This is a genomic window from Pseudoxanthomonas sp. PXM02 (genome assembly GCF_014851805.1).
GTDB lineage: Bacteria > Pseudomonadota > Gammaproteobacteria > Xanthomonadales > Xanthomonadaceae > Pseudoxanthomonas_A.
Genome location: NZ_JACVAK010000001.1, coordinates 865,802 through 889,378 on the forward strand (window position 1 = coordinate 865,802; position 23,577 = coordinate 889,378).

At 67.1% G+C, this 23,577-nt stretch carries 24 protein-coding genes; 8 read left to right on the plus strand and 16 right to left on the minus strand.

What is annotated here, in order from left to right; translation table 11 throughout:
• The first annotated feature begins 33 nt into the window (after nt 1–33).
• Together IB225_RS04155 and phaZ are read left to right on the plus strand one after the other, a co-directional pair.
• Nucleotides 34–642, plus strand: coding sequence for a class I SAM-dependent methyltransferase (locus IB225_RS04155; RefSeq protein WP_192309975.1), 609 nt, complete (start codon nt 34–36; stop codon nt 640–642).
• Between the two features lie 79 nt (nt 643–721).
• Complete coding sequence (gene phaZ, locus IB225_RS04160) at nt 722–1,969, plus strand: polyhydroxyalkanoate depolymerase (protein ID WP_192309976.1); 1,248 nt, start codon at nt 722–724, stop codon at nt 1,967–1,969.
• A 135-nt stretch (nt 1,970–2,104) separates the two neighbouring features.
• Here phaZ and IB225_RS04165 read toward each other — a convergent pair whose 3' ends face one another.
• The 9 genes from IB225_RS04165 to cyoA form a co-directional block, all read right to left on the minus strand.
• Entirely contained in the window at nt 2,105–3,025 is a 921-nt protein-coding gene (locus IB225_RS04165; protein ID WP_192309977.1) for a sensor domain-containing protein, read from the minus strand.
• Nucleotides 3,022–3,387: a PadR family transcriptional regulator gene (locus tag IB225_RS04170; RefSeq protein WP_192309978.1), complete on the minus strand. Its 366-nt coding sequence runs from the start codon at nt 3,385–3,387 to the stop codon at nt 3,022–3,024. The genes IB225_RS04165 and IB225_RS04170 overlap by 4 nt, the downstream gene beginning before the upstream one ends.
• Before the next feature lie 159 nt (nt 3,388–3,546).
• A complete protein-coding gene (locus IB225_RS04175; RefSeq protein ID WP_192309979.1) occupies nt 3,547–4,089 on the minus strand; it encodes a response regulator transcription factor in 543 nt (180 codons plus the stop codon).
• Nucleotides 4,073–5,365: an ATP-binding protein gene (locus IB225_RS20615; protein ID WP_345776566.1), complete on the minus strand. Its 1,293-nt coding sequence runs from the start codon at nt 5,363–5,365 to the stop codon at nt 4,073–4,075. The genes IB225_RS04175 and IB225_RS20615 overlap by 17 nt, the downstream gene beginning before the upstream one ends.
• Before the next feature lie 31 nt (nt 5,366–5,396).
• On the minus strand, nt 5,397–6,194 hold the full coding sequence (locus IB225_RS04185; protein WP_345776567.1) for an SURF1 family protein: 798 nt from the start codon (nt 6,192–6,194) through the stop codon (nt 5,397–5,399).
• Nucleotides 6,191–6,595, minus strand: a complete 405-nt coding sequence (gene cyoD, locus IB225_RS04190; RefSeq protein ID WP_192309981.1) for a cytochrome o ubiquinol oxidase subunit IV — start codon at nt 6,593–6,595, stop codon at nt 6,191–6,193. The genes IB225_RS04185 and cyoD overlap by 4 nt, the downstream gene beginning before the upstream one ends.
• Nucleotides 6,595–7,227: a cytochrome o ubiquinol oxidase subunit III gene (gene cyoC / locus IB225_RS04195; protein WP_192309982.1), complete on the minus strand. Its 633-nt coding sequence runs from the start codon at nt 7,225–7,227 to the stop codon at nt 6,595–6,597. The genes cyoD and cyoC overlap by 1 nt, the downstream gene beginning before the upstream one ends.
• Nucleotides 7,220–9,193, minus strand: a complete 1,974-nt coding sequence (gene cyoB / locus IB225_RS04200; protein WP_345776593.1) for a cytochrome o ubiquinol oxidase subunit I — start codon at nt 9,191–9,193, stop codon at nt 7,220–7,222. Before cyoB ends, cyoC begins: the two co-directional genes overlap by 8 nt.
• A gap of 78 nt (nt 9,194–9,271) precedes the next feature.
• Nucleotides 9,272–10,333 carry a ubiquinol oxidase subunit II gene (gene cyoA / locus IB225_RS04205; protein WP_192309984.1) on the minus strand — a complete coding sequence of 354 codons (1,062 nt, stop codon included), beginning with the start codon at nt 10,331–10,333 and terminating at the stop codon, nt 9,272–9,274.
• A 158-nt stretch (nt 10,334–10,491) separates the two neighbouring features.
• On the opposite strand from cyoA, the gene IB225_RS04210 reads away from it, so the two are divergent.
• Entirely contained in the window at nt 10,492–11,802 is a 1,311-nt protein-coding gene (locus tag IB225_RS04210; RefSeq protein WP_192309985.1) for an MFS transporter, read from the plus strand.
• Nucleotides 11,803–11,887: 85 nt separating this feature from the next.
• Nucleotides 11,888–12,793, plus strand: a complete 906-nt coding sequence (locus tag IB225_RS04215; RefSeq protein ID WP_192309986.1) for a peptidylprolyl isomerase — start codon at nt 11,888–11,890, stop codon at nt 12,791–12,793.
• Between the two features lie 89 nt (nt 12,794–12,882).
• On the opposite strand, the gene IB225_RS04220 is transcribed toward IB225_RS04215, so the two are convergent.
• A complete protein-coding gene (locus tag IB225_RS04220; RefSeq protein WP_192309987.1) occupies nt 12,883–13,761 on the minus strand; it encodes a DMT family transporter in 879 nt (292 codons plus the stop codon).
• Nucleotides 13,762–13,885: 124 nt separating this feature from the next.
• Between IB225_RS04220 and IB225_RS04225 the strand changes: the two genes are divergently transcribed.
• On the plus strand, nt 13,886–14,842 hold the full coding sequence (locus IB225_RS04225) for a LysR substrate-binding domain-containing protein (RefSeq protein ID WP_192309988.1): 957 nt from the start codon (nt 13,886–13,888) through the stop codon (nt 14,840–14,842).
• Here IB225_RS04225 and IB225_RS04230 read toward each other — a convergent pair.
• Nucleotides 14,839–15,189: a GFA family protein gene (locus tag IB225_RS04230; RefSeq protein ID WP_192309989.1), complete on the minus strand. Its 351-nt coding sequence runs from the start codon at nt 15,187–15,189 to the stop codon at nt 14,839–14,841. The genes IB225_RS04225 and IB225_RS04230 overlap by 4 nt on opposite strands.
• Before the next feature lie 113 nt (nt 15,190–15,302).
• On the opposite strand from IB225_RS04230, the gene IB225_RS04235 reads away from it, so the two are divergent.
• Nucleotides 15,303–17,114, plus strand: coding sequence for a DUF885 domain-containing protein (locus IB225_RS04235; protein WP_192309990.1), 1,812 nt, complete (start codon nt 15,303–15,305; stop codon nt 17,112–17,114).
• Between the two features lie 118 nt (nt 17,115–17,232).
• Here IB225_RS04235 and rraA read toward each other — a convergent pair whose 3' ends face one another.
• On the minus strand, nt 17,233–17,715 hold the full coding sequence (gene rraA / locus IB225_RS04240; protein WP_192309991.1) for a ribonuclease E activity regulator RraA: 483 nt from the start codon (nt 17,713–17,715) through the stop codon (nt 17,233–17,235).
• A 69-nt stretch (nt 17,716–17,784) separates the two neighbouring features.
• Here rraA and IB225_RS04245 point away from each other — a divergent pair, with 69 nt between their 5' ends.
• Nucleotides 17,785–18,609, plus strand: coding sequence for a DUF72 domain-containing protein (locus IB225_RS04245; RefSeq protein ID WP_192309992.1), 825 nt, complete (start codon nt 17,785–17,787; stop codon nt 18,607–18,609).
• 6 nt (nt 18,610–18,615) lie between these two features.
• On the opposite strand, the gene IB225_RS04250 is transcribed toward IB225_RS04245, so the two are convergent.
• Nucleotides 18,616–19,917, minus strand: coding sequence for an MFS transporter (locus IB225_RS04250; protein ID WP_192309993.1), 1,302 nt, complete (start codon nt 19,915–19,917; stop codon nt 18,616–18,618).
• 266 nt (nt 19,918–20,183) lie between these two features.
• On the opposite strand from IB225_RS04250, the gene IB225_RS04255 reads away from it, so the two are divergent.
• Complete coding sequence (locus tag IB225_RS04255) at nt 20,184–21,131, plus strand: DMT family transporter (protein WP_192309994.1); 948 nt, start codon at nt 20,184–20,186, stop codon at nt 21,129–21,131.
• 22 nt (nt 21,132–21,153) lie between these two features.
• Here the strand turns inward: IB225_RS04255 and IB225_RS04260 are convergent, their stop codons facing one another.
• From IB225_RS04260 to IB225_RS04270, 3 genes are all read right to left on the minus strand, one after another.
• Nucleotides 21,154–21,576, minus strand: coding sequence for a universal stress protein (locus IB225_RS04260; protein ID WP_192309995.1), 423 nt, complete (start codon nt 21,574–21,576; stop codon nt 21,154–21,156).
• Between the two features lie 92 nt (nt 21,577–21,668).
• Nucleotides 21,669–22,739 (minus strand): sensor domain-containing diguanylate cyclase, encoded by a 1,071-nt coding sequence (locus IB225_RS04265; protein WP_192309996.1) that lies wholly within the window; start codon nt 22,737–22,739, stop codon nt 21,669–21,671.
• A 91-nt stretch (nt 22,740–22,830) separates the two neighbouring features.
• Nucleotides 22,831–23,550 carry a pseudouridine synthase gene (locus IB225_RS04270; RefSeq protein ID WP_192309997.1) on the minus strand — a complete coding sequence of 240 codons (720 nt, stop codon included), beginning with the start codon at nt 23,548–23,550 and terminating at the stop codon, nt 22,831–22,833.
• Between the last annotated feature and the right edge of the window lie 27 nt (nt 23,551–23,577).

Consider the following 23,577-nt stretch of genomic DNA (forward strand, 5'->3'; position numbering starts at 1 on the left):
AGCTTCCCGCCTTTCCGCACCCCGGGCACGCGCATGACCAAGCAGTACGACGCCGACTACTTCCAACGCTGGTATCGCGACGGCGACATCGGTGGCGCCCCTCGCCTCGCGCGCAAGGTGGCGTTGGCGGTCGCGGTGGCCGAGTACCACCTGGAGCGCCCCATCCGCACGGTGCTGGACATCGGCTGCGGCGAAGGCGCATGGCGCGGGCCGCTGCTGAAGCTGCGACCGAAGCTGCAGTACCTCGGCTTCGACGCCAGCGAATACGCCGTCCGCCGTTTCGGCCGCACCCGCAACCTGCACTACGCACGCTTCGAGGACTTCCAGTACCTGCGTCCCTGCGAGCCCGCCGACCTGCTGGTGTGTTCTGACGTGCTGCATTACGTGCCGACGCGGGAACTGAAGCGCGGCCTGCCCGGCCTGGCCGAACTGTGCGGCGGCGTGGCGTTCCTGGAGACGTTCGCGAAAGAAGACGAGTTCGAGGGCGACCATGATGGCTTCCAGCCACGCAAGGCGGCCTGGTACCGGCAGGCCCTCAATGGCGAGGGCTTTCAGTCGATCGGCAACCACTGCTGGCTGGGTCCCCGCTTGGCGGGGGATGTCGCGGTACTGGAGGCGGCGGATTATCGGCCGATAACCTGAACAGGCCACGCGCGGCGACCCCGGCTTTCCGGTATGCTGCGGCGCAGCACCACGCACCAAAAGTGGGATTCGGACCGCCATGACCCTGTACCAACTGCACGAACTCGGACGCGCATGGATGGCGCCGCTGGCCTACATGGCCGAAGCGAACGCACGCATCTTTTCCGCCCCGACCAGTTGGTTGTCCAACGTGCCGGGCGCCGAGCGCATCGCTGCCGGCAACGAACTGATCTACCGCATCGGCAAGGATTACGAAAAACCGGCGTGGGAAATCCATGAGGTGGAGGTCGAAGGCCACACCGTGCCCGTCGTCGAGCAGGAGATCCTGAAGAAGCCCTTCTGCCGCCTGCTCCGCTTCAAGCGCTACACCGACGATGCCGACACCATCACGGCACTGAAGGACGACCCCACCGTGCTGGTGGTGGCGCCGCTGTCCGGTCATCACGCCACCCTGCTGCGCGATACCGTGCGCACGCTGTTGCGCGACCACAAGGTCTACGTGACCGACTGGGTGGACGCGCGCATGGTGCCCGAGTCGGACGGCAGCTTCAGCCTCGACGACTACGTGGCCTATGTGGAGGAATTCATCCGCCACATCGGTGCCGAGAAGCTGCACGTGATCAGCGTCTGCCAGCCGACCGTACCGGTGCTGGCCGCGGTGTCGCTGATGGCGGCGCGCGGCGAAGCCACGCCGCGCTCGCTGGTGATGATGGGTGGCCCGATCGATGCGCGCCGCAGCCCCACCGAAGTGAATAGCCTGGCCACGCGCAATCCGTTGTCGTGGTTCGAGAACAACGTCATCCACACGGTGCCGATGCCCTACCCGGGCGAAGGCCGCCGCGTGTATCCCGGCTTCCTGCAGCATGCGGGCTTCATTGCGATGAATCCCAGCCGCCACTTCATGTCGCACTGGGATTTTTACGCCGACCTGGTAAAGGGCGACGAGCAGGACGCCGAATCGCACCGTAAGTTCTACGACGAGTACAACGCCGTGCTCGACATGCCGGCCGAGTACTATCTGGACACCATCCGCACCGTGTTCCAGGAATTCCTGCTGCCGCGCGGCAAGTGGAAGGTCAACGGTGAGCTGGTCACGCCCGGCGCGATCAGGAAGACCGCACTGATGAGCATCGAGGGCGAACTCGATGACATCTCCGGCCAGGGCCAGACGGCCGCGGCGCACGACCTGTGCACCGGCATCGCGAAGGCCAACCATCGCCACCTGACCGTCGAGGGCGCCGGCCACTACGGCATCTTCAGTGGCCGTCGCTGGCGCGATAAGGTCTATCCGCAGGTGCGCGACTTCATCGCGAAGTACGCGGGCTGACCTGTTCCCTCGTGTGGGAGCGACGTCAGTCGCGATGCTTTCCCTGAAGCGCCGCATGCTCACCGGCGCAATGAAAAAGGCCGCCCTCGCAGGCGGCCTTTTCGTTCGCGACTCGCTTCGTTATCGCAGCGAGCTTCACACCACGGGCGTGCGCACCAGCAGGTGCTTGGCCAGCCAGCCGTGGAACAGGCCGACCGCGCGTGCCAGATGCAGGGTGGCGAACAGCAGGACGAAGCCGATGACGGAGAACAGTGGCAGCAACCAGGGCGCTTCCGCCACCAGGTTCCAGTCCCCGAAGGTGAAGACATACCCCTGGGGCACGAGGAGCGCCACCGGTGCCGCGATCAGGCCCAACGACAGCGCCAACAACGTGATGGCGACCGAGAAGTACAGGGTGCCCAGCGCCTGCATCAGCAGCAGGTACAGCATCGCCGTCCACGTACGGCCGTCGGTGAACAACTCCTTCAATCGCGTCATCCACGGCTTGTCGCGCTGCGTGTACAGCGGCCGACGCGGCATGCGTTCGCCCAGCAGGACTTCGACGATGCGACCCTCGACCAGCGACAGCAGCCGCACCGACATCAAGAACAGCAGCAGCAGCGGAATGCCGATGATCAGGATCAACAGGCCCACCGAGAGGCTGGCACCGGTCACGACCCAGGTGAAATAGAACGTACCCGTCGCCAGCGACAGCAGCATGTAGAACAGCGCGCCATAGGTCCTGGGATCCGCCGCCACGCCGAAGAACCGGCCCAGCAGCGACTTGCGCTTCCGCGGCAGCGGCGGGCGCAATGCCTTGGCGACCGTGACCTCGGTTTCGCGGTAGATGTCGGCGACTTCTTCCGGCGCGCCATAGCTGCCGGCGACCGAAGCGATCACCTCCGCTTCGGACTTGCCGGGGTTCTCCGCCAGCTCGGAGCGCAGGTATTCCTCTGCGTCGTAGACGGCGTCCTGGATCATCGCCTTGTCGGCGCCCGCGAGGGCGGCCCGCAGCTGGTCCAGGTACTCGGGAATGGACGTGGGCAGTCGGCTGCCCGGGACGGTGGTGGTGTTCATGCAGGAATCCCCTCAAGCACGGAATCGACGGAATCGCGGGTGGCGCGCCAGGCGGCGGTCCAGGACTGCAGGGTCTGTCGCCCTGCCTCGGTGATGCGGTAGTAGCGGCGTGGCGGTCCGGCCACCGAGGGCTCGACGAAGCTGTCCAGCAGCCCGCCGCCCTCCAGGTTGCGCAGGACCGGGTAAAGCGCACTCTGCTTGCCGCTGAGCACGCCGTCGCCGACGCGCTCCAGCTGCTTGGCGATCAGATAGCCGTACAACGGCTCACCGGCACGGGCCAGGACCGCCAGCAGCGCCAGCGACACGGTGCCGGCGCTGAGCTCCTTCTGGAACTTCTTCAGGTGGATGTCGGGTTCGTTCATCGCTCCCCCTTTGCGGTACCCCCGCTAGGTTGGAGACGATGCTATTGCGAAGTTTGATATAGCGAATGTGCCAGTAGTCACGCGGACGTTCGGGCCCGCCACGACGCCCGCCCCCGCAGGCCGCAAGGGCCCGTGGAGAGGACCGGACGAACAGGGTTTCTACTTGACCCGACGCTTCTCGAGCTTGCGCGCCAGCGTGCGCCGATGCAGGCCCAGCCGGCGGGCAGCTTCGGAGATGTTGAAGTCGCTGGCAGCCAGCGCTTCGTGGATGTGCTCCCACTCCAGCGTCTTGATCGACGTGGTGCGCTCGGTGAGTTCGACGTCGGTGTCGCCGGTGGCGCGCTGGAAGGCGGCTTCGATGTCGTCGGTATTGGACGGCTTGGCCAGGTAATGGCGCGCGCCCAGCTTGATGGCCTCGACGGCGGTCGCGATGCTGGCGTAGCCGGTCAGCACGATGATGACCATCTCCGGATCGAACGCATGCAGGTGCTTCACGCTGGACAGGCCGGACGCGCCCGCGGCGAGCTTGAGGTCGACGACCGCGTGGGTTGGCGCGAACTCCTCCAGCAGCGCCGGCATGCCCTCCTCACCCGCGAGGTGGCGCACCTGGTAACCGCGTCGTTCGAACGAACGGACCAGCGTACGCGCGAATGCCGCGTCGTCCTCGACGATCAGCAGACGGCGATCACTCTTGCTCGTCATCGTCGTCCTCCTCGATGGCAATGGCCGCCAGCGGCAGCGTCATCGTGACCACCGCCCCGCCCTGCGGCCGGTTCTTCGCCGTCAGGCTGCCACCCAGCGTACGCGCGACATTCACCGAGAGGAACAGGCCCAGGCCGCCGCCCGGCCGGCCCTTGCTGGTGTTGTAGGGCGTGCCCACGCGCTGCAGGACGTCCGCCACGAAACCTGTTCCCGCATCGCTGATCTCGATCACCAGCGTGTCGCCGTCGCAGCGCGCGTCCATCGCCACCCACTGCGGCGACGACTCCAGCGCGTTGTCCAGCACGTTGAACACCATCTGGCGCAGGCCGACGTCGGAGACGATGTCCGGATCCAGGTCGCACCGGTTGCTGTAGCGGAACGACGGTGGGTTGCGCGCCTCACGCCACTCGGCGGCCAAGTCGTCGAGCATGGCGTGCAGCGTGGTCTCGGTCGGCGCCTCCGCACGCGGTCCGCCCGCAGCGAGCAGGATGTTGGTGACGATCGACTTGCAGCGCGCGACCTGCGCCTGCATTTCCAGCACGTCGTTGTGCAGCTCGCCGTCGGAGGCCATCGTCGGCAGGTGCTGCCAGTCGCCGAGGATCACCGACAGTGTCGACAGCGGCGTGCCCAGTTCGTGCGCCGCGCCCGAGGCCAGCAGGCCCATGCGGACGATGTGGTCTTCCTCTGCCGCACGCTGGCGCAGTTCCGCCAACCGCGCATCGCGCTCGCGCAGGATGCGGCCGATGCGGGTGATGAAGACGACCAGCAGGCCGGCGATCAGCAGGAAGCAGATCAACAGCCCTTGCACGTAGTGGTCAGCCAGTCCGCGCGTGGGCTCCACTGTCAGCTCGAGCGGCGTGCGTACCAGCGTCAGCCCGGTCACGCATAGCGCAGCCGCCGCGGCGATCACCCAGCTGAGCGGCGCGCGCAGCAGCACGGTACCCAGCACGACCTGCAGCAGGTAGAGGAAGACGAACGGATTGGTGATGCCACCGGACAGGTACAACTGGATCGTCAGCGATGCCACGTCGACCAGCAGGCCGACCAGCAGCGCGATGCTCGAGACATGTTCGCTTCGCCGCCACCACAGGTGACTCATCAGGTTGAACACCGCCAGCGCGGCCAGCACGCTGCACATCAGGCCCAGCGGCAAGGCGATGCGCAGGCCGTAGTGCACGACGAGAATGGTCGCCACCTGCCCCACCACGGCGATCCAGCGCAGCTGGATCAGCTGCTGCATGTTGCGGACCCCCGCACGATCGCGGGAGCTGCTCACGGCGAACGTCCTGCGTGCGCTCTCGGCAACCTCATCCTGGCTCGTGGGTGCGTGCATGATCGGGGTGCGTGCCTTTCCGGCGCCGATCATGGCGCAATCGGCGCTCCGACGCGACCAGATAGCCGCCGGCCAGCAGTGTCAGCAACGCCATGCCGAACCACGTCAGCGCATAGGACAGGTGCGAATCGCGGAACTTCACCACCGTCATGCCGCCACGCGGCCAATCCTGCGGGACCTGATCGCGGTCGGCATCGATGAAGAACGGCGCGACCCGTTCTGCCGGCAGGTCGTGCTTGCGCGCGATGGCGGCAACGTCACGGGAGTACCAGCGATCTTGGTCGGGCACGTTGTGCCGCAGGAAGCCACCTTCCGGCTCGCTGATGCGCAGCAGGCCTTCCACCACCACGGGATCTGCAGGCGCGGGCGTGGTGGCGCCACCGATCGGCACGAAGCCGCGATTCACCAGCACATAGTCGCCTTCATCGGTCTGCAGCGGCTGCAGCACCCAGTAGCCGCCGCCGAGTTCGGTGACGGCCTGCGTGCGCGTCTCGCTGTCGGGAACGAAGCGACCGCTGATCGACACGCGCCGGTAGCTGTCGGTCGCTTCGGTGATTGCAGGCCATTGCGCAGGGCTCGGTGCGGGAATGGCCGCCGCATGGATGCGGGCATCGACGCGCGCGATCAGGTCGTGCTTCCACGCCATCCGCTGCAGTTGCCAGACCCCCAGGGCGATGAATCCGCAGAAGGACACCGCCAACAACGCGCCGAACGCGACCCGCCACCGCCTGCGCGGCGCATCTGGCGAGGTCGCGGCGGCCGGACCGGTCACGGCAGGCTCTGCGCCGCTTCCTGCATCTGATGCATGTCGTGCGAGCCCGGCATCATGTTGGTGTTCATGTTGTGCATGACCCACAGGGTACCGATCAGCACGATGACGAGCAGGACCGCGGTGAAGATCAGCGCGAACAGGTTCCAGCCGCCTTCCGACTTCGGATTCATGTGCAGGAAGTAGACCATGTGCACGACCACCTGGACCATGGCGAAGGCCAGGATCACCAGCGTCGTGATGGTCGGCGTGGGCAGCACCTTGCCCATCACCAGCCAGAACGGGATCGCGGTGAGGATCACCGACAGCACGAAACCGGTGACGTACTCCTTCACGCTGACGTGCGGAATGCCGTCCTCGAGAAAGTCGTCGTCGTGGTGCGAATCGGAGGAAGGATGGCTCATCACTGCACGCCCATCAGGTAGACGAAGGTGAAGACGCCGATCCAGACGACGTCGAGGAAGTGCCAGAACATCGACAGGCAGGCGATGCGGCGCGTGGTGGTGCGGTTGAGGCCCCACTTATGCACCTGGAAGCACAGCACGACCAGCCAGACGACGCCGAACAGCACGTGCAGGCCGTGCGTGCCGACCAGCGTGAAGAATGCCGACAGGAACGCACTGCGCTGCGGGCCGGCGCCGATGTGGATCAGGTGATGGAACTCGTAGATTTCGATCGACAGGAAGCCCAGGCCCAGCAGGCCGGTGACCAGCAGCCAGCCGATCGTGGCGCGGCTGTTGCGCTTCATCATCGCCAGCATGGCGAAGCCGTAGGTGATCGACGACACCAGCAGGATCGCGGTGTTGATCGCGATCAGGTGCAGGTTCGGGAAGAAGAGGTCGCGGCCGGACGGACCGGCGGCGTAGCTGCCCGAGAACACGCCGAACGTGGCGAACAGGCTGCCGAAGATCATCAGGTCGCTGAGCAGGTAGATCCAGAAACCCAGCAGCGTGCCGTTCTCCGGATGATGCTTGCCCTCGATGTCCAGGAACACCGGCGAGCCGTCGGGGCGATTCAGAGCGATGGACTCAGACATGGACCTGCTCCAGCTGCGCGGTGCGTGCCTGCTCGGTCCGGGCGACCTCGTCGGCGGGGATGTAGTAATCGCGGTTGCGGTCGAAGCTGTGCCAGATCGCATAGACGATCGTCGCCAGCAGCGAGACACCCGCCAGCCACCAGACATGCCAGATCATCGCGAAGCCGCACAGCGTGCTCAGCACCGACAGGATCACGCCGGCACCGGTGTTGCTCGGCATGTGGATGGACTTGAAGCCGCTCTTCGGACGCTCGAATCCGCGCTGCTTCATGTCCGTCCACGCGTCGGTATCGTGCACGACCGGGGTGAACGCGAAGTTGTAGTCCGGCGGCGGCGAGGACGTCGACCATTCCAGCGTACGGCCACCCCACGGATCGCCGGTGTGGTCGCGCAGCTGTTCGCGGCGACGGAAGCTGATGTAGATGCAGAACAGGAACGCGGCGATGCCGATGGCCACCAGCACCGCGCCGAAGGCGGCGATCTGGAACCAGATCTGCAGCGAAGGATCGTCGAAGTGGCTCATGCGGCGGGTCACGCCCATCAGGCCCAGCACGTACAGCGGCGTGAACGCGAACCAGTAGCCGGCCAGCCAGAACCAGAACGAGACCTTGCCCCAGAAGTCGTCGAGCTTGAAGCCGAAGGCCTTCGGGAACCAGTGCGTCATCGCCGCGAACAGTCCGAACACCACGCCGCCGATGATGACGTTGTGGAAATGCGCGACCAGGAACAGGCTGTTGTGCAGCACGAAGTCCGCCGGCGGCACCGCCAGCAGCACGCCGGTCATGCCGCCCACCACGAACGTGACCATGAAGCCCATCGTCCACAGCATCGGCACTTCGAAGCGGATGCGGCCGCGGTACATGGTGAACAGCCAGTTGAAGATCTTCGCGCCCGTCGGGATCGAGATGATCATCGTGGTGATGCCGAAGAACGAGTTGACGCTGGCGCCCGAACCCATCGTGAAGAAGTGGTGCAGCCACACCAGGTACGACAGCACGGTGATGCAGACCGTGGCGTACACCATCGACGAGTAGCCGAACAGGCGCTTGCCCGAATACGTGGACACGATCTCGGAGAACACGCCGAACAGCGGCAGGATCAGGATGTAGACCTCCGGGTGACCCCAGATCCAGATCAGGTTGACGTACAGCATGGCGTTGCCGCCAAGGTCCGTCGTGAAGAAGTTCGTCCCGATGTAGCGGTCCAGCGTCATCAGCACCAGCACCGCGGTCAGCACCGGGAACGACACCACGATCAGCACGTTGGTGCACAGCGCGGTCCAGGTGAACACCGGCATCTTCATCATGCCCATGCCGGGCGCACGCATCTTCAGGATGGTCACCAGCAGGTTGACGCCTGATAACAACGTGCCGACGCCGGCTATCTGCAGCGCCCAGATGTAGTAGTCCAGTCCTACCCCGGGATCCTGGTTGCCCAGGTTGGACAGTGCCAGCCAGCCCGAGGTCGAGAACTCGCCCAGGAACAGCGACAGCATGACCAGCACCGCACCGGCGGTGGTCATCCAGAAGCTGAAGTTGTTGAGGAACGGGAACGCCACGTCGCGCGCGCCGATCTGCAGCGGCACCAGGTAGTTCATCAGGCCGGTGACCAGCGGCATGGCCACGAAGAAGATCATGATCACGCCGTGGGCGGTGAATATCTGGTCGTAGTGGTGCGGCGGCAGGTAGCCCATGTTGTCGCCGAAGGCCATCGCCTGGTGCAGGCGCATCATGATCGCGTCGGCGAAACCGCGCAGCAGCATCACCAAGCCCAGCACCATGTACATGATGCCGATCTTCTTGTGGTCGATGCTGGTGAACCACTCGCGCCACAGCCAGCCCCACAGCTTGTACTTGGTGATCACCGCGACCAGCGCGAGACCACCGAGGCAGGTACCGATGAAGGTCGCGGCGATGATCGGGTCGTGCAGCATGGGAATGGCATCCCAGGCCAGGCGACCGGTGATCGGAGAGTGGGTGACGCTGCTGGTGTAAAAAGCCATCGGGCGAATCCGGTGAATCCAGGGGTGTGGCGGCGGAGCGCGTCAGGGCGCCTTCAAACCGCCAGCGGTCGGAACGGGGGACATGCCGGCAGCCGCCTGCGCCGTCTCGACCGTGCACAGGTCGGAACGGACGAAGGGACCACTGGCGAGGTTGCCGCGACGCGGCCGCTGCAGCGGATCGGTGCTGTCGAGCCCGCGCCCGCCCATCGCGTCGTACGCCATCATCTGGTCCATGCACAGGCGGTCGGTATCGACGCAGCGATTGACCACCGCGTCGAACAGGCCCGGATCGACGGACGCATACAGGCGCGACGGCTCGCGGGAACTCGGCACTTCGAGCTGCAGGTACTCGGCGCGGGTCAGCGCCTTGCCGTCGGCGCGGGCTTCCTCGATCCAGCGATCGAAGCCTTCGTCGGTCAGGGCGTGGAAACGGAAGCGCATGTGCGAGAAACCTTCGCCGCTGTAATGCGACGAGAAGCCCTCGTAGTCGCCTTCCTTGTTCATCACCGCGTGGAGCTTGGTCTCCATCGCCGGCATGGTGTAGATCATGCCCGCCAGCGCCGGCACGTAGAACGCGTTCATCGTCGACGACGAGGTCAGGCGGAAGCTGATCGGACGATCCACCGGCGCGGCCATCTGGTTGACCGACGCGACGCCGTATTCCGGATAGACGAACAGCCACTTCCAGTCCAGCGCCACCACCTGCACCTCCAGCGGCTTGACCTCGGCCGGTACCGGGCGCCCTTCGGCGATGCGGCCCAGTGGGCGGTACGGATCCAGCAGGTGCGTGCCGATCCAGGTCACCGCGCCCAGCGCGATGATGATCAGCAGCGGCACGCCCCAGATGACCAGTTCCAGCTGCGTGGAGTGGTCCCAGTCGGGTTTGTAGGTGGCCTGCGTGTTCGATGCGCGGTAGCGCCAGGCGAACCAGAACGTAAGCGCGATCACCGGGATGATCACGATCAGCATCAGCGCGGTCGCCACCAGGATCAGGTTGCCCTGGCGGGCGGCGATGTCGCCGGCGGGATTGAGGACCTGCAGGTTGCACCCGGACAGCACGGCGGCGGCGGGGATCGCCACGGCGGCCTGCAGGGCTCGACGCATGAGGGACATGGGCGTGGGGCTTACGGATTGATCCGGATCAATGTAGTCGGCCGGCCCCGCGCGGAGTATTGGACGTTTTGTCCTATCGCGACGACGGGTGCGGTCTGCGACCCTATGGGCGTACCTTTCCCCTGGTCCGACCCGGCAGCCCCGTTCCCATGGCGTCCATCAGCCCCACGACTTCCACCCACGACCATGGCACCAAGGCCCATGCCGATGTCGCCCCGGGCGAAATCGCCGTCGGCGTGGTGATCGGACGCGCGTCCGAATACTTCGACTTCTTCGTCTTCGGCATCGCCTCGGCGCTGATCTTCCCGTCGGTGTTCTTCCCGTTCGTGGACCGCCTGGAAGGCACGCTGTGGTCGTTCGCGCTGTTCGCGCTGGCGTTCGTCGCGCGCCCGTTCGGCACCATGCTGTTCATGAAGATCCAGTCGCGCTGGGGCCGTGGCCTCAAGCTGACCGTGTCGCTGTTCCTGCTGGGCACCGCCACCGCGGGCATCGCGTTCCTACCGAGCTACAACACCCTGGGTGCCACAGTGATCGTGCTGTTGGCCATCCTCCGCGTCCTGCAGGGCCTGGCGCTGGGCGGTTCATGGGACGGCCTGCCGTCGCTGCTCGCGCTGAACGCGCCGAAGGAGCGCCGCGGCTGGTACGCCATGCTCGGCCAGCTGGGCGCGCCGGTCGGCTTCATCGTCGCCGCAGGCGTGTTCGCCTTCCTCTACGCCAGTCTGGAAGAAGCCGACCTGCTGACCTGGGGCTGGCGCTATCCGTTCTTCGTCGCCTTCGCTATCAACGTGGTGGCGCTGTTCGCGCGCCTGCGCATCGTGGTGGCGGACGAGTATCAGGACAAGATGGGCGAACTGGAACTGGAACCCACGCCGATCCGCGAGCTGTTCCAGGCCAAGGGTCGCCACGTGGTGATCGGCGCGTTCGCTGCGCTGGCGAGCTATGCGCTGTTCCACATCGTCACCATCTTCCCGTTGTCGTGGATCCTGCTGTATTCGCAGCAGTCGGTCGTCAGCTTCCTGCTGGTGCAGATCCTCGGCGCGTTCATCGCCGCGGGCGCGATCGTGGTCTCGGGCCTGATCGCCGACCGCGTCGGCCGTGCGCGCACGCTTGGCGGTTTGGCCGTCGGCATCGCGATGTTCAGCGGCTTCGCACCGACGCTGATGGAAGGCGGCCCGGTCGGCCAGGGCGCCTTCATCCTGATCGGCTTCGCCCTGCTCGGCCTGTCGTACGGCCAGGCCGCGGGCGCGGTCACCGCCAACTTCGGTCGCCGCTACCGCTATACCGGCGCCGCGCTGACGTCCGACCTGGCGTGGCTGATCGGCGCCGGCTTCGCGCCGCTGGTGGCGCTGGGTCTGTGCGCCAACTTCGGCCTGTCGTGGCTGGGCGCCTACCTGCTGTCCGGTGCACTGGGCACGCTGATCGCGCTGGGCATCAACCGCGCCAAGAACTACAAGACCTGATCGGCCGCGCCTCCGTGTTTCGCGGAGCCTGATTCCCGCACGCCGGGCGCACTACAATCGGGGCATCCCGTGCCCCGGAGTGTCCATGCGCCGTCTTCCGCTGCTGCTCGCCTGCCTGCTCGCCCTGCCCGTCGCCCACGCGGCCGAACCGCCGAAGCCGCTGACGTCCAAGGAGATCCTCGACGCCTCGCCCGATGCGGACTGGCGCACACTGGATCCGGCCAACACGCTGTACATGGACGTGCCCGGCGGCCGCGTGGTGATCGAACTGGCACCGGCCTTCGCACCCGAACACGTCGCCAACATCCGCACACTGGCGCACGAAGGTTTCTGGAACGGACTGGGCATCTACCGCTCGCACGACAACTTCGTCGTGCAGTTCGGCGATGCCGATGCGGAAGACACGGCCAAGGCCAAGTCGCTCGGCACGGCGAAGACCAAACTGCCGGCCGAGTTCGCACGCAAGAGCGCCGGCGTGAACTTCACCCGCCTGCCGGACGTTGACGGTTGGGCGCCGCAGGTGGGCTTCGTCGACGGCTTTCCCGCCGCCCGCGACCCGAAGGCCGGCGAAGCGTGGCTGACGCACTGCTATGGCGCGCTGGGCGCCGGCCGCGGCGGTCCGCCGGACAGCAGCAACGGCAGCGAGCTGTATGTGGTCACTGGGCAGTCACCGCGCCAGCTCGATCGCAACATCACCCTGGTCGGTCGCGTGGTGAAGGGCATGGAACTGCTCAGCGCAATCCCGCGCGGACCGGAGCCGATGGGCTTCTACGAGAAGGCCGAAGAACGCACGCCGATCACCGCCATCCGCCTCGCCCGCGACGTACCGGAGAACGAGCGCGTGCCACTGCAGGTGCTGCGCACCGACTCGAAGACCTTCGCCGCCGCCACCGAAGCGCGCCGCAACCGCCGCGACGACTGGTACGTGCGTACCGCCGGCCACATCGACCTGTGCAACGTGCCGTTGCCGGTGCGCGAAGCGAAGCGTTGAGTCGATGACCTTGCTGCGGGAGCGACGTCAGTTGCGACGACGCTGACCTGACGACGTGATCGCGACTGACGTCGCTCCCACAACAGTCATCAAGACGCCCGCTGGCTCACCGCCACGCTGCCCAGGATCAACGCGCCTGCGGCCAGCATCGCCGGCGTGACCGGTTCGTTGAGGAACAGCCAGGCGAAGCCGGCGCCGAACAGCGGCACCAGATAGGTCACCGTCGCCGCGCGTGCCGGGCCGATGCGGTGGATCAGGCGGTAGTACAGCAGGAAGGCGTAGCCGGTGCAGACCACGCCAATGGCGATGGCGGCGCCCCACGGCCCCGCACCAATGGATGCCGTCGGCCAATGCGTCGCTGCGAACGGAAGCACCAGCAACGCGGCGCAGCTGAGCGTGGCGGCGGCCGCGGCGGCAGGCGGAATGCCCGCGAGGTGCTTGCGCACCAGGTTCACGCCCACACCGTAAAGCAGCGCCGCAGTGGAGCCGGCGATGACTGCGCCGCCGACGCTCAGTCCGCCCGCCTTGCTGGTCGCGAGCACGACGACACCGATGAAACCAACCAGCAAAGCCAGCGAGCGGCGCAGGCCGATCTTCTGGCCGAAGAACAGGAAGCCCACCATCGCGGCGAACAGCACCGTCATCGCGTTGCAGATCGCGCCGATCGCGGCCGGTGAGCGCTGCGCGGCCCAGGCGAACAGCAGGAACGGAATCGCCGAATTGATCGCGCCGATGATCGCCAGTTTCGGCCACATACCGGCGCGGAAATGCGCACGTTCACGCCACAGGAACGGCAGCAGGATCAGCGCGCCCAGCGCGAGCCGCACTTCGACCAGCGCGAACGGCCCGAACGGATTGGCGGCGATGCGCATGAAGAGGAACGAGCTGCCCCAGATCGCACCCAGCACCAGCAGCTCGAGCGGCGTGCGCCAGTCGCGTTCCACCGCCTGCGGAGGGGTCACGGCCATGCTGTCTCCCAGTGCCATCGCGGCGTCCTCGTTCGTGCCTGTCGCCATTCTGGCCGAACCCGTGGCGCCCACAAGCGCGTACCATGCGGCCAAGCCACAAATCTGGCTTGTGCCTGGAGCGACCATGAGCCTGCGCCCTGCCCTGCTGCCCGCCCTCGGTGTTTTCGCCGCCGCCGCGCGCCACCAGAACTTCGCCCACGCGGCCGACGAACTGCACCTGACCGCCAGCGCCGTGAGCCATCACGTGCGCAAGCTGGAGGGCCTGCTGGGCGTGGTGCTCTTCCAGCGCCACGCGCGCGGCGTGCAGCTCACCACCGAAGGCCGGCAACTGGCGGATGCGGCCAATGCGGCTCTCGGCGACATCGATGCGGTCGCCTCGCACCTTCAACTCGCCGGCAAGACCACTACGCTGCGCATCACCACGCTGCATTCGCTGGCCTATTGCTGGCTGCTGCCGCGGCTGCCGCGCTTCTGCGCGCGGCATCCGGACATCCGCCTGCACGTAGACACCGGCATCGCGCTGACGCGCTTCGACGACGACGGCCCGGAGCTTGGCATCCGTCATGGTCCCGGCCACTGGTCGGGGCTGACCGCGCATCATCTGATGGACGACGAACTGTTCCCGGTTGCCTCGCCTGCGCTGCCAGGCCTGGATGCCGTGCAGGAGCCACGCCAGATCGCGCAGTTGCCGCTGGTCACCGATCTCGCGCTGCAGGGCTGGCGCGACTGGTTCCGGGCCGCCGGTGTACGCGGCTTGCGCCTGCCGCCGATGCACAGCTTCAACGACAGCACCGATGCGATGCGCGCCGCCGTGTACGGCGTGGGGGCGGCGTTGGCGCGCCGTCATGTGGCGCAGCCTTACCTGCAACGCTACGAACTCGTCCGCCTGCCCGGTCCCGCGCTGAAGGCCCGCTTCGCCTATTACGCGGTGCACCCCGCGCACAAGGCTCCGAGTGCTGCCGCGCAGGTGTTCATCGACTGGCTGAAGGAAGAGGCGCGCGACGAACGCACGCCCCTGCCACCGATGCCGGATGATTTCCTGGGCCGCGCGACACCACCGGCGCGCAGCGCTGCCGGTTAGAGCTTGGCGCCGTCGAAGGCCGTGACCTTCAGCGTGGCCAGATCGACGTCCGGCAGGCAGCGCACGTTGACGGCGGCCATCTGCGCACCGGTCGCGGGATGGGCGGCTTCACCGAACGGCGCGATGCCGCAGACGGCGCAGAAGTGATGCTGAATGTGGTGCTTGTTGAACGTGTAGGTGGACAGGTCGCCTTCCGGCGTTTTCAGCACCAGCGCCTCGCGCGGCGCGAACCACAGCAAGCCACCGCGACGGCGGCACAACGAGCAGTTGCAGTCGACGACATCGCTGACGTCGCCTTCGACTTCGAACGCGATGCGGCCGCAGTGGCAGCTTCCTTCGTGCTTCATGACCGCGACTCCTGGACCGGGGGCGCCAGCGTATATCGAATGGCACGGGTCCGGGCATGACCTTCGGCCTATGCTGTCGGCTCCGCCCCATCGTGCACCGCAACAGGATTCCCATGCGCAAGACCCTGCTCGCCGCCGCCCTGCTGGCCTCGCTTTCGGCCTGCCAGAAGAGCGAAGCCCCCGCACCCGCCGCCGGCACCGATGCCGCGGCCACCGCCGCCGATACGACGCAGGCCGATGCCGCCTTTGCCGACCTTTCCAAGCGCGCACTCGAAGGCTGGCTGCAGCTGTCGCCCGTCAGCGCCACGCAGATCGGTGAACACAAGTACGACGGCGAACTGGACGACCTCAGCGCCGAAGGTCGCCAGAAGAACCTCGCCTTCAGCAAGAAGACCCTCGGCGAACTGGACGCGATGGACGTCGCCGCACTGTCGCGCGAGAACCAGGTCGACGCCGCCATCCTGCGCAACCAGTTGCAGTACGACATCTGGACAGCGGAAACGCTGCAGAGCTGGGCTTGGGATCCGCAGGTCTACAACAGCGTCGCCGGTGGCGCGATCTACGGCCTGATGGCGCGCGAATTCGCCCCGCTGCCCGAGCGCCTGAAGTCCGCGACCGCGCGCATGCAGAAGATCCCCGCGCTGCTCGCACAGGCGCGCGCGAACCTGGACCCGGCGCGCGTGCCGAAGGTGCATGCCGAGACCGTCGCCAAGCAGAACGCCGGCATCCTCAGCATCGTCGAGACCTTCATCACGCCGAACCTCAAGGACCTGCCGGAAGCCGACCGCGCACAGGCGCAGGCCGCCATCGACGGCCTGAAGACCGCGGTGGCCGAACACCAGGCGTGGTTGGACAAGACGCTGGTGCCGAACGCGAAGGGCGACTTCCGCATCGGACAGGCGCTGTATGACCAGAAACTGCAGTTCGCCCTGCTGTCGTCGCTGTCGCGCGCCGACATCAAGCAGCGCGCGGAAGGCGAACTCAAGCGCGTGCGCGAAGAGATGTACGGCATCGCGCGGACCGTGCTGAAGGACAAGCCAGGTGCGCCTGCGCTGCCGGAAACGCCGACGTCGGATGAACAGCAGAAAGCCATCGAAGCCGCGCTCGAGCTGGCCTACGCCGAGCGTCCCACGCGCGACAAGGTGGTGCCGGACGCGGAAGCCGCGCTGGCGCAGGCCACCGAGTTCGTCCGCAAGCACGATCTGGTCACGCTCCCGGATGCGCCGGTGGAAATCATCGAGATGCCGGAATTCCAGCGCGGCGTCGCGGTGGCCTACTGCGACTCGCCGGGCCCGCTCGACAAGCACCTGAAGACCTTCTACGCCGTCTCGCCGATTCCGGAAGACTGGGACCAGAAGCAGGTCGACTCGTTCCTGCGCGAATACAACAGCCGGATGATCCACCTGCTCAGCATCCACGAGGGCACGCCGGGCCACTACCTGGAAGGCTGGCACTCGGCCAAGTTCCCGTCGACGCTGCGCGCCGTGCTGCGCTCGGGCATGTTCGCCGAAGGCTGGGCGGTCTACACCGAGAAGATGATGTCCGACGCCGGCTACTTGGACAACGATCCTCTGTTCCACCTGGTGCAGATGAAGTTCTACCTGCGCTCGATCGCCAACGCGATCCTCGACCAGGGCGTGCAGGTGGACGGCTGGACGCGCGAGCAGGCGATGGACCTGATGATGCGCCAGACCTTCCAGCAAGAGAGCGAAGCGGCGAAAAAATGGACGCGCGCGCAACTGACCTCGGCGCAACTACCCACCTACTTCGTCGGCGTGCAGGAGCACTTCGACCTGCGCAAGGCCGCCGAAGCCAAGCAGGGCGCGCAGTTCAACCTGAAGGCCTACCACGACCAGGTGCTGTCCTACGGCGCCCCGCCGGTGCGCTTCGTGCGTCAGCTGATGCTGGACGAACCGATCAAGTGACGTCCCGGCGCGCGCGCAGCGCGCCTTTGCCGGAACGTCACCCCCGCGCAGGCGGGGGTCCAGCGACTTTCCGTTATCCAACAATGAAGAGGGCAGGCGCATCGCCTGCCCTTCTTTTTCATGCCTCGTGCAACTCGGCGTTGGCGACCAGCACGCCATTGGCATCGGCATAGATCCAGTCGCCCGGCGTGACCGACACGCCGGCGAACGACACCGGCACGTCGACCTCGCCCAGGTCGCGCCGGTCGGTCTTCATCGGATGCGAGGCCAATGCCTGCACGCCCAGCGGCAGCGTCGCGAGCACCTCGACGTCGCGCACGCAGCCGAAGATCACGAAGCCGGACCAACCGTTCTTCACCGCGTTCCCCGCGATCAGGTCGCCCAGCAATGCGCGCCGCAGCGAACCGCCGCCGTCGACGACGATCACGCGCCCTTCGCCCGGCGTCATCGCCAACTCGCGGACGCGCGAGTTGTCGTTGAGGCACTTCACCGTCACCGCCGGTCCGGCGAATCGCGGCTGTCCGCCGAAGCTGCGGAAGACCGGTTCGGCCACCTGCACGTCGGGGAACTGGTCGCAGAGGTCGGGCGTCGTCCAGGTCATGCGAGATCTCCGGCGTGGGGTGCTCGGATGGTAACGCGGTCGCGACGAGCGCCGGGCTATGCTGCCGGCATGGACGATCTCTTCGCTTCGGCTCCCCCCAGCGCGACCGCCGGCATCCGCGTCGGCATCGGCGGCTGGACCTTCGCGCCCTGGCGCAGCAATTTCTACCCGGCCGGCCTGGTGCAGCGGCGCGAGCTCGAATACGCCAGCCGCCAGCTGACCGCCATCGAGATCAACGGCACCTACTACGGCGCGCAGAAGCCGGCGACCTACGCCAGCTGGCGCGACCAGGCGCCGGACGGCTTCATGTTTTCGGCCAAGGCGCCCAAGCGCATCATGCAGTCGCGCTCGCTGGCGTCGACGCAGGCGCAGGTGGACGACTTCGTTGGCGGCATCGCCGAGCTCGGTGCGAAGCTCGGCCCGCTGGTCTGGCAGTTCGAGGCAGGCCGCCGCGTCGATGCGGACGAACTCGATGCCTTCCTGTCGCTGCTGCCGCGCGAGATGGACGGACGGCTGTTGCGGCATGCGCTGGAAGTACGCGATCCCGCCGCCGTGAATGCGGAGCTGATCGATCTCGCACGCCGGCACCAGGTCGCCACGGTGTTCACCGATTCCACCGAGTATCCGTCTTTTGCCGACCTCACCGCCGACTTCGTCTACGCGCGCCTGATGCGTTCGCAGCCGATCGACACCGGCTATCCGCCGAGCGAACTGGCGCTATGGGCAGAGCGTGCAGGCGCCTGGTCGCGGGGCGAGGACATCGCCGGCCTGCCGCACGTGGGCGGACCCGCACCGGCGCTGCCGCGGCGCGACGTGTTCGTCTACTTCATCAGCAGTGCGAAGGAACGCAATCCCGCCGCCGCGATGGACCTGATCCGCCAACTGGGTGCGTAGCGCAGCTCAGTAACGCAGTGGCCGCTTCACCAGCACGTACACCGCCACGGCCACGCCGACCGCGCAGGTGAGCGCGACGTAGTGCGCAGGCGCAAGCACCCCCGCGCGCTGCGACAGCCAGCCGATCAGCGGCGGGGTCAATCCACCGAACACGGCGTACGCCACGTTGTACGAGAACGACAGGCCGGTGAAGCGCACCTCCGGCGGAAACGCCGCCACCATCAGCGCCGGCGTCACGCCGGTCACGCCGCAGCAGAAGCCGGCCAGCGCGTACCACGCGACGAACTGGTCGTGGTGGCCGGCCACGAGCGCGCCGTACAACGCATACGCCGACACGCCCAGGCCGAGCGAGCCGATCAGCAACGCGCGACCTACGCCGATCCGGTCCACGGCCCAGCCCGCGGCGAGACAGCCGAACACCAGCGCCAGCGTCGCCAGGCTGTTGCCGCGGAACGCGGTCGCGGCATCGATGCCGAAGCCCGTCTGCACCAGCGTGGGCGTCAGCAGCACGATCACCACGATCGCCGCCGTCAGTTGCCACGAGGCCAGCATCGACAGCACCACCGCCGGCCGGTGCACGGCCAGCACCTGCTTCACCGGCAGCTGGCGCGCCAGCTGCTTGCGTTCGCGCATCTCGACGAACACCGGCGTTTCCTCCAGCCAGCGCCGCAGCCACACCGCGATGAACCCGAACACGCCGCCCAGCACGAACGGCAGCCGCCAGATACCTTCCTGCACCTCGGCCGGCGTGTAATTCGCGTTGATCCAGGCCGCCAGCAGCGAACCGATCAGGATGCCGGCCGTCAGCCCCGCGGTCAGCGTGGCGCAGGCGATGCCGACGCGGCTGCGCGGCACGTGTTCGGCGACGAACACCCACGCCCCCGGCACCTCGCCGCCCACCGCGATGCCCTGCACCAGCCGCATCACCAGCAGCAGCACCGGCGCCAGCACACCGACCTGCGCATAGGTGGGTAGCAGGCCGATCAGCAGCGTCGGCACCGACATCATGAAGACGCTGAGCGTAAACATCCGCTTGCGCCCCAGCCGGTCGCCGAAGTGCGCCATCACGATGCCACCCAGCGGCCGCGCCACGTAGCCAGCGGCGAAGATGCCGTACACCTGCAACTGCGCCAGCCAGGGCTCGGTGCCGGGCGGGAAGAACAGCGCGCCCAGCGCCTTGGCGAAGAACACGAACACGACGAAGTCGTAGAACTCCAGCGCCCCGCCCAGCGCGGACAGGCCCAGGGTCTTCGCATCCCGCCGGTCGAAGGGGCGTTGTGGCGGAAGCGGTGCGTCGCCGGTGCTCATGCGGTGATCCTGCAGGTCGGTACAGCCATGGCGCGCGACCATCGCATGGCGGACCACACGCGTCCAGCCTCTGCCCCGCTCCCTGTAGGAGCGACGTAAGTCGCGACCGTTCGCCTGCCGAACCGTGGAGCCCCATCGCCGGCAGCACATGCACTGCCATACCTGCCTGGTAACGGTCGGTTCGCGGTCGCGACTTACGTCGCTCCTACAGGCGAGTCCCACGCGCCCATCGCCAGCCCCGCAACGCTTCGGCGACAATGCGCGCCATGCCGATGACACCGACCGCCAAGGCCCAGCTGCAGATCCACCTGTGCGTGCTGCTGTGGGGCTTCACTCCGATCCTGGGCAAGCTGATCAGCCTGTCCGCGCTGCCGCTGGTGTGGTGGCGCATGCTGATCGTGGTGGTCGCCCTCGCCTTCCTGCCGCGGGTCTGGCGCGGCCTGCGCGCGATGTCGCCCAGGCTGATCCTCGCCTATTGCGGCATCGGCGTGATCGTCGCGCTGCACTGGCTGACGTTCTACGGCGCCATCAAACTGTCCAACGCCTCGGTGGCGGTGACCTGCATCGCGCTGGCACCGGCCTTCACCTCGGTGATCGAGCCGTGGCTGACGCGACGGCCGTTCTCGTGGCGCGAGCTGCTGTTCGGCGTCGCGGTGCTGCCCGGCGTGGCGCTGGTGGTCGGCGGCATTCCGGACGGCATGCGCCTGGGCGTGCTGGTCGGCGCCCTCTCCGCGCTGCTGGTGGCGGTGTTCGGCCCGCTCAACAAGCGCCTGATCGACCATGGCGAACCGCTGACCATCACCGGCCTGGAACTGGGCGCGGGCACCCTGCTGCTGACCGTGCTCGCGCCGTTGATGCCGATACTGTTCCCCGCTTTCGCGGGTGACCTGTTCGTCCTGCCCGGCTGGAAGGATGGTGCGCTGCTGGTGGTCCTGTCGCTGGCCTGCACGCTGCTGCCGTTCGCGCTATCACTGGTCGCGCTGAAGCATCTGAGTGCCTACGGCGTGCAACTGGTGACCAACCTGGAGCCGGTCTACGCCATCGTGCTGGCGATCGTGCTGCTCGGCGAACAGCGCGAGCTGACGCCGCAGTTCTACCTGGGCGTGGGCATCATCCTGGCGGCGGTGTTCATGCATCCGCTGGTACAGCGCCCCAAGCGCATCCAGCACCCGGAAGTGCTGGGCACCTCCGAGGCGAAGAACATCGTCGACTGAGAACGTCGTCGACCGGAGCCGCTCAGCGCGCGACCAGCACCGGCACCGGGCTCAGTGCGATCACCTTCAGCGCGACGGAGCCGACGAACAGCTGCTTCAGCGCACCGCGGCCGTGCGTGCCGACGACGATCAGCTCCGCCTTCGACGCCTTCGCCTGCTTGACGATGCTCTCCGCGGGCTCGCCCACCACCACCTTCTCCACGAACGGCAGCTGTGCGCGCTTGAGCGCCGTGCGCGCCTTCTTCATGGCATAGGCGCCGTTCTCGGCGTGGTAGCGCTCCACGCCGTCGTTGCCCAGTTCCAGCGCCACCGACCGCAGCAGCGGCGGATCGACGTACACCAGCGTCACGGAAGGCGTTTCCGCCAGCGCCTTGCCGAACTCGACCAGGTGCCGCACCGCGGCCATACCCACTTCACTTCCATCCACGGCCAACAGGATCTTCATCGTCGTGCTCCGCCTGCGTGGCAGCGCACGGTGCGCCGCCGACACGACGACGATGCGTCAGCCGGTCGCGGCCCGCATTGATCGCGATCAACTCAGCGCGCGGCGATCACCCGGTCGCGGCCGCTGCGCTTGGCGTCGTACAGCGCCTGGTCGGCACGTTTGAACATCGCCTCCGCGCTGTCCTCGCGCTGGCGCGCGGCCACGCCGATGCTGACGGTCACCGGCAGGCCCATCGGCAGCAGGCCCACGCTCTGGCGCATGAACTCGCACTGCAGGCGGGCCTCCTCCAGCGTGGCGCCCGGCATCAGGATGACGAATTCCTCGCCGCCGTGGCGCGCCGCCAGCCCGCGACCGGCCGCCTGCGACTTGAGCATGTCGGCCAGCGCCACCAGCACGCGGTCGCCTTCGTCGTGCCCGTGGATGTCGTTGACGGTCTTGAAGTGGTCCACGTCCAGCACCGCGATGGCGAGCGGATCGCCGCTCTGCGCGGCCTTCTGCATGGCGGCGTCGAGCGCGGCAGTGAACGCGCGGCGGTTGGGCAGCCCGGTCAATGGATCGGTCTTCGTCTGCTCGGACAGGTCGGCGTTCTGCTGCTCCAGTTCGTCCTGGTAGAGCTGCATCTGCTGCTCGTACCACGCGCGTTCGTGCAACTGATGGCGCAACTGCTTGCTCACGCGGCGCAGTTCGAGCAGCTGCACGATCTGGCGCGACAGCGCATCCAGCGCCTGCAACTGGAACGGCGCCAGTTCATGCGGTTGGTCGTCCACCACGCACAACGCGCCGAGCGCAAAGCCGTCCTGCGTCACCAGTGGCGCTCCGGCATAGAAGCGGATGCCGTTGGCGGTGGCCACCAGCGGGTTGTCGGCGAAGCGGTGGTCACGGGTCGCGTCGGACACCACCGTCGCAGCGGCGGGGTCCAGCACCGTGTGCGCGCAGAACGACGTCTCGAGCGAGGGGTCCGGACTTTCCATGCCGACCTGCGCCTTGAACCACTGGCGGTCGCGGTCAATCAGCGTCACCGCGGCCATCGGCACGCCACAGATGCCGGCGGCGATGCGGACCAGGTCGTCGAAGGCGCGCTCGGGTTCGCTGTCGAGGATATCGAAGCTGCGCAGGGCGGCGAGACGGGCTTCTTCGTTGTCGGGCTTGGGCGGTCGACTCATGCCGGCAAGGGGAGTGAAGAGACCGCAAAAGTATGCCTGCACCCGCGCGCACGGGAAGCCCTGCCACAGGGATGGAGTTCACGCTATCGCGTCACCAGCTCTCCTGCTGCGGCAGCAGTCCGCGCAGTTCCTGGTCGGTGAGGTTGCGCCAGCGGCCGACCTTCAGGTCGCCCAGCTTGACGTTGTCGATGCGCACGCGCCGCAGCTGGGTGACGCGGTAATCGAATGCCGCCGCCATCAGGCGGATCTGCCGGTTGAGGCCCTGCGTCAGGGTGATGCGGAAGCCAAACTTGGCGATCCGGCTGGTCCTGCACGGCAGCGTCATCTGCCCGTGCACGCGCACGCCGCGCCCCATGCCGCGCAGGAACTCGTCGGTCACCGGCTTGTTCACCGCGACCAGGTATTCCTTCTCGTGGCGGTTCTCCGCTCGCAGGATCTGGTTGACGATGTCGCCATTGCTGGTCAGCAGGATCAGCCCTTCCGAATCCTTGTCCAGCCGGCCGATCGGGAAGATGCGCTGCTCGTGGCCGATGAAGTCGACGATGTTGTCCTTCACCGACGACTCGGTGGTGCAGGTCACGCCGACCGGTTTGTTCAGCACGATATAGACGTGCTTGCGCTTGCCGGCCTTGGCGGCGCGCTGCTTGATCGACTGGCCGTCGACGCGCACCTCGTCGCCCTCGCCCACCACCGCGCCCATGCCGGCGGCGATGCCGTTGACGGTCACGCGGCGCTCGGCGATCAGGCGGTCGGCCTCGCGGCGGGAACAGAAGCCGGTCTCGGCGATGTGTTTGTTGAGGCGGATAGTCATGCCGCCATTATCCGGGATCGGCCGCCC

Excerpts from the sequence above, each read along its gene's own strand:
- IB225_RS04175 (WP_192309979.1), bottom strand. The coding sequence starts at position 4,089 with ATGACGAGCAAGAGTGATCGCCGTCTGCTGATCGTCGAGGACGACGCG.
- cyoC (WP_192309982.1), bottom strand. The coding sequence starts at position 7,227 with ATGTCTGAGTCCATCGCTCTGAATCGCCCCGACGGCTCGCCGGTGTTC.
- IB225_RS04270 (WP_192309997.1), bottom strand. The coding sequence starts at position 23,550 with ATGACTATCCGCCTCAACAAACACATCGCCGAGACCGGCTTCTGTTCC.
- IB225_RS04230 (WP_192309989.1), bottom strand. The coding sequence starts at position 15,189 with ATGAAGCACGAAGGAAGCTGCCACTGCGGCCGCATCGCGTTCGAAGTC.
- IB225_RS04220 (WP_192309987.1), bottom strand. The coding sequence starts at position 13,761 with ATGGCCGTGACCCCTCCGCAGGCGGTGGAACGCGACTGGCGCACGCCG.
- cyoD (WP_192309981.1), bottom strand. The coding sequence starts at position 6,595 with ATGAGCCATCCTTCCTCCGATTCGCACCACGACGACGACTTTCTCGAG.
- IB225_RS04245 (WP_192309992.1), top strand. The coding sequence starts at position 17,785 with ATGGACGATCTCTTCGCTTCGGCTCCCCCCAGCGCGACCGCCGGCATC.
- IB225_RS04165 (WP_192309977.1), bottom strand. The coding sequence starts at position 3,025 with ATGAACACCACCACCGTCCCGGGCAGCCGACTGCCCACGTCCATTCCC.
- cyoA (WP_192309984.1), bottom strand. The coding sequence starts at position 10,333 with ATGCGTCGAGCCCTGCAGGCCGCCGTGGCGATCCCCGCCGCCGCCGTG.
- IB225_RS04170 (WP_192309978.1), bottom strand. The coding sequence starts at position 3,387 with ATGAACGAACCCGACATCCACCTGAAGAAGTTCCAGAAGGAGCTCAGC.
- IB225_RS04215 (WP_192309986.1), top strand. The coding sequence starts at position 11,888 with ATGCGCCGTCTTCCGCTGCTGCTCGCCTGCCTGCTCGCCCTGCCCGTC.
- IB225_RS04210 (WP_192309985.1), top strand. The coding sequence starts at position 10,492 with ATGGCGTCCATCAGCCCCACGACTTCCACCCACGACCATGGCACCAAG.
- rraA (WP_192309991.1), bottom strand. The coding sequence starts at position 17,715 with ATGACCTGGACGACGCCCGACCTCTGCGACCAGTTCCCCGACGTGCAG.
- IB225_RS04235 (WP_192309990.1), top strand. The coding sequence starts at position 15,303 with ATGCGCAAGACCCTGCTCGCCGCCGCCCTGCTGGCCTCGCTTTCGGCC.
- IB225_RS04155 (WP_192309975.1), top strand. The coding sequence starts at position 34 with ATGACCAAGCAGTACGACGCCGACTACTTCCAACGCTGGTATCGCGAC.
- IB225_RS04260 (WP_192309995.1), bottom strand. The coding sequence starts at position 21,576 with ATGAAGATCCTGTTGGCCGTGGATGGAAGTGAAGTGGGTATGGCCGCG.
- IB225_RS04250 (WP_192309993.1), bottom strand. The coding sequence starts at position 19,917 with ATGAGCACCGGCGACGCACCGCTTCCGCCACAACGCCCCTTCGACCGG.
- phaZ (WP_192309976.1), top strand. The coding sequence starts at position 722 with ATGACCCTGTACCAACTGCACGAACTCGGACGCGCATGGATGGCGCCG.
- IB225_RS04255 (WP_192309994.1), top strand. The coding sequence starts at position 20,184 with ATGCCGATGACACCGACCGCCAAGGCCCAGCTGCAGATCCACCTGTGC.
- IB225_RS04225 (WP_192309988.1), top strand. The coding sequence starts at position 13,886 with ATGAGCCTGCGCCCTGCCCTGCTGCCCGCCCTCGGTGTTTTCGCCGCC.
- IB225_RS04265 (WP_192309996.1), bottom strand. The coding sequence starts at position 22,739 with ATGAGTCGACCGCCCAAGCCCGACAACGAAGAAGCCCGTCTCGCCGCC.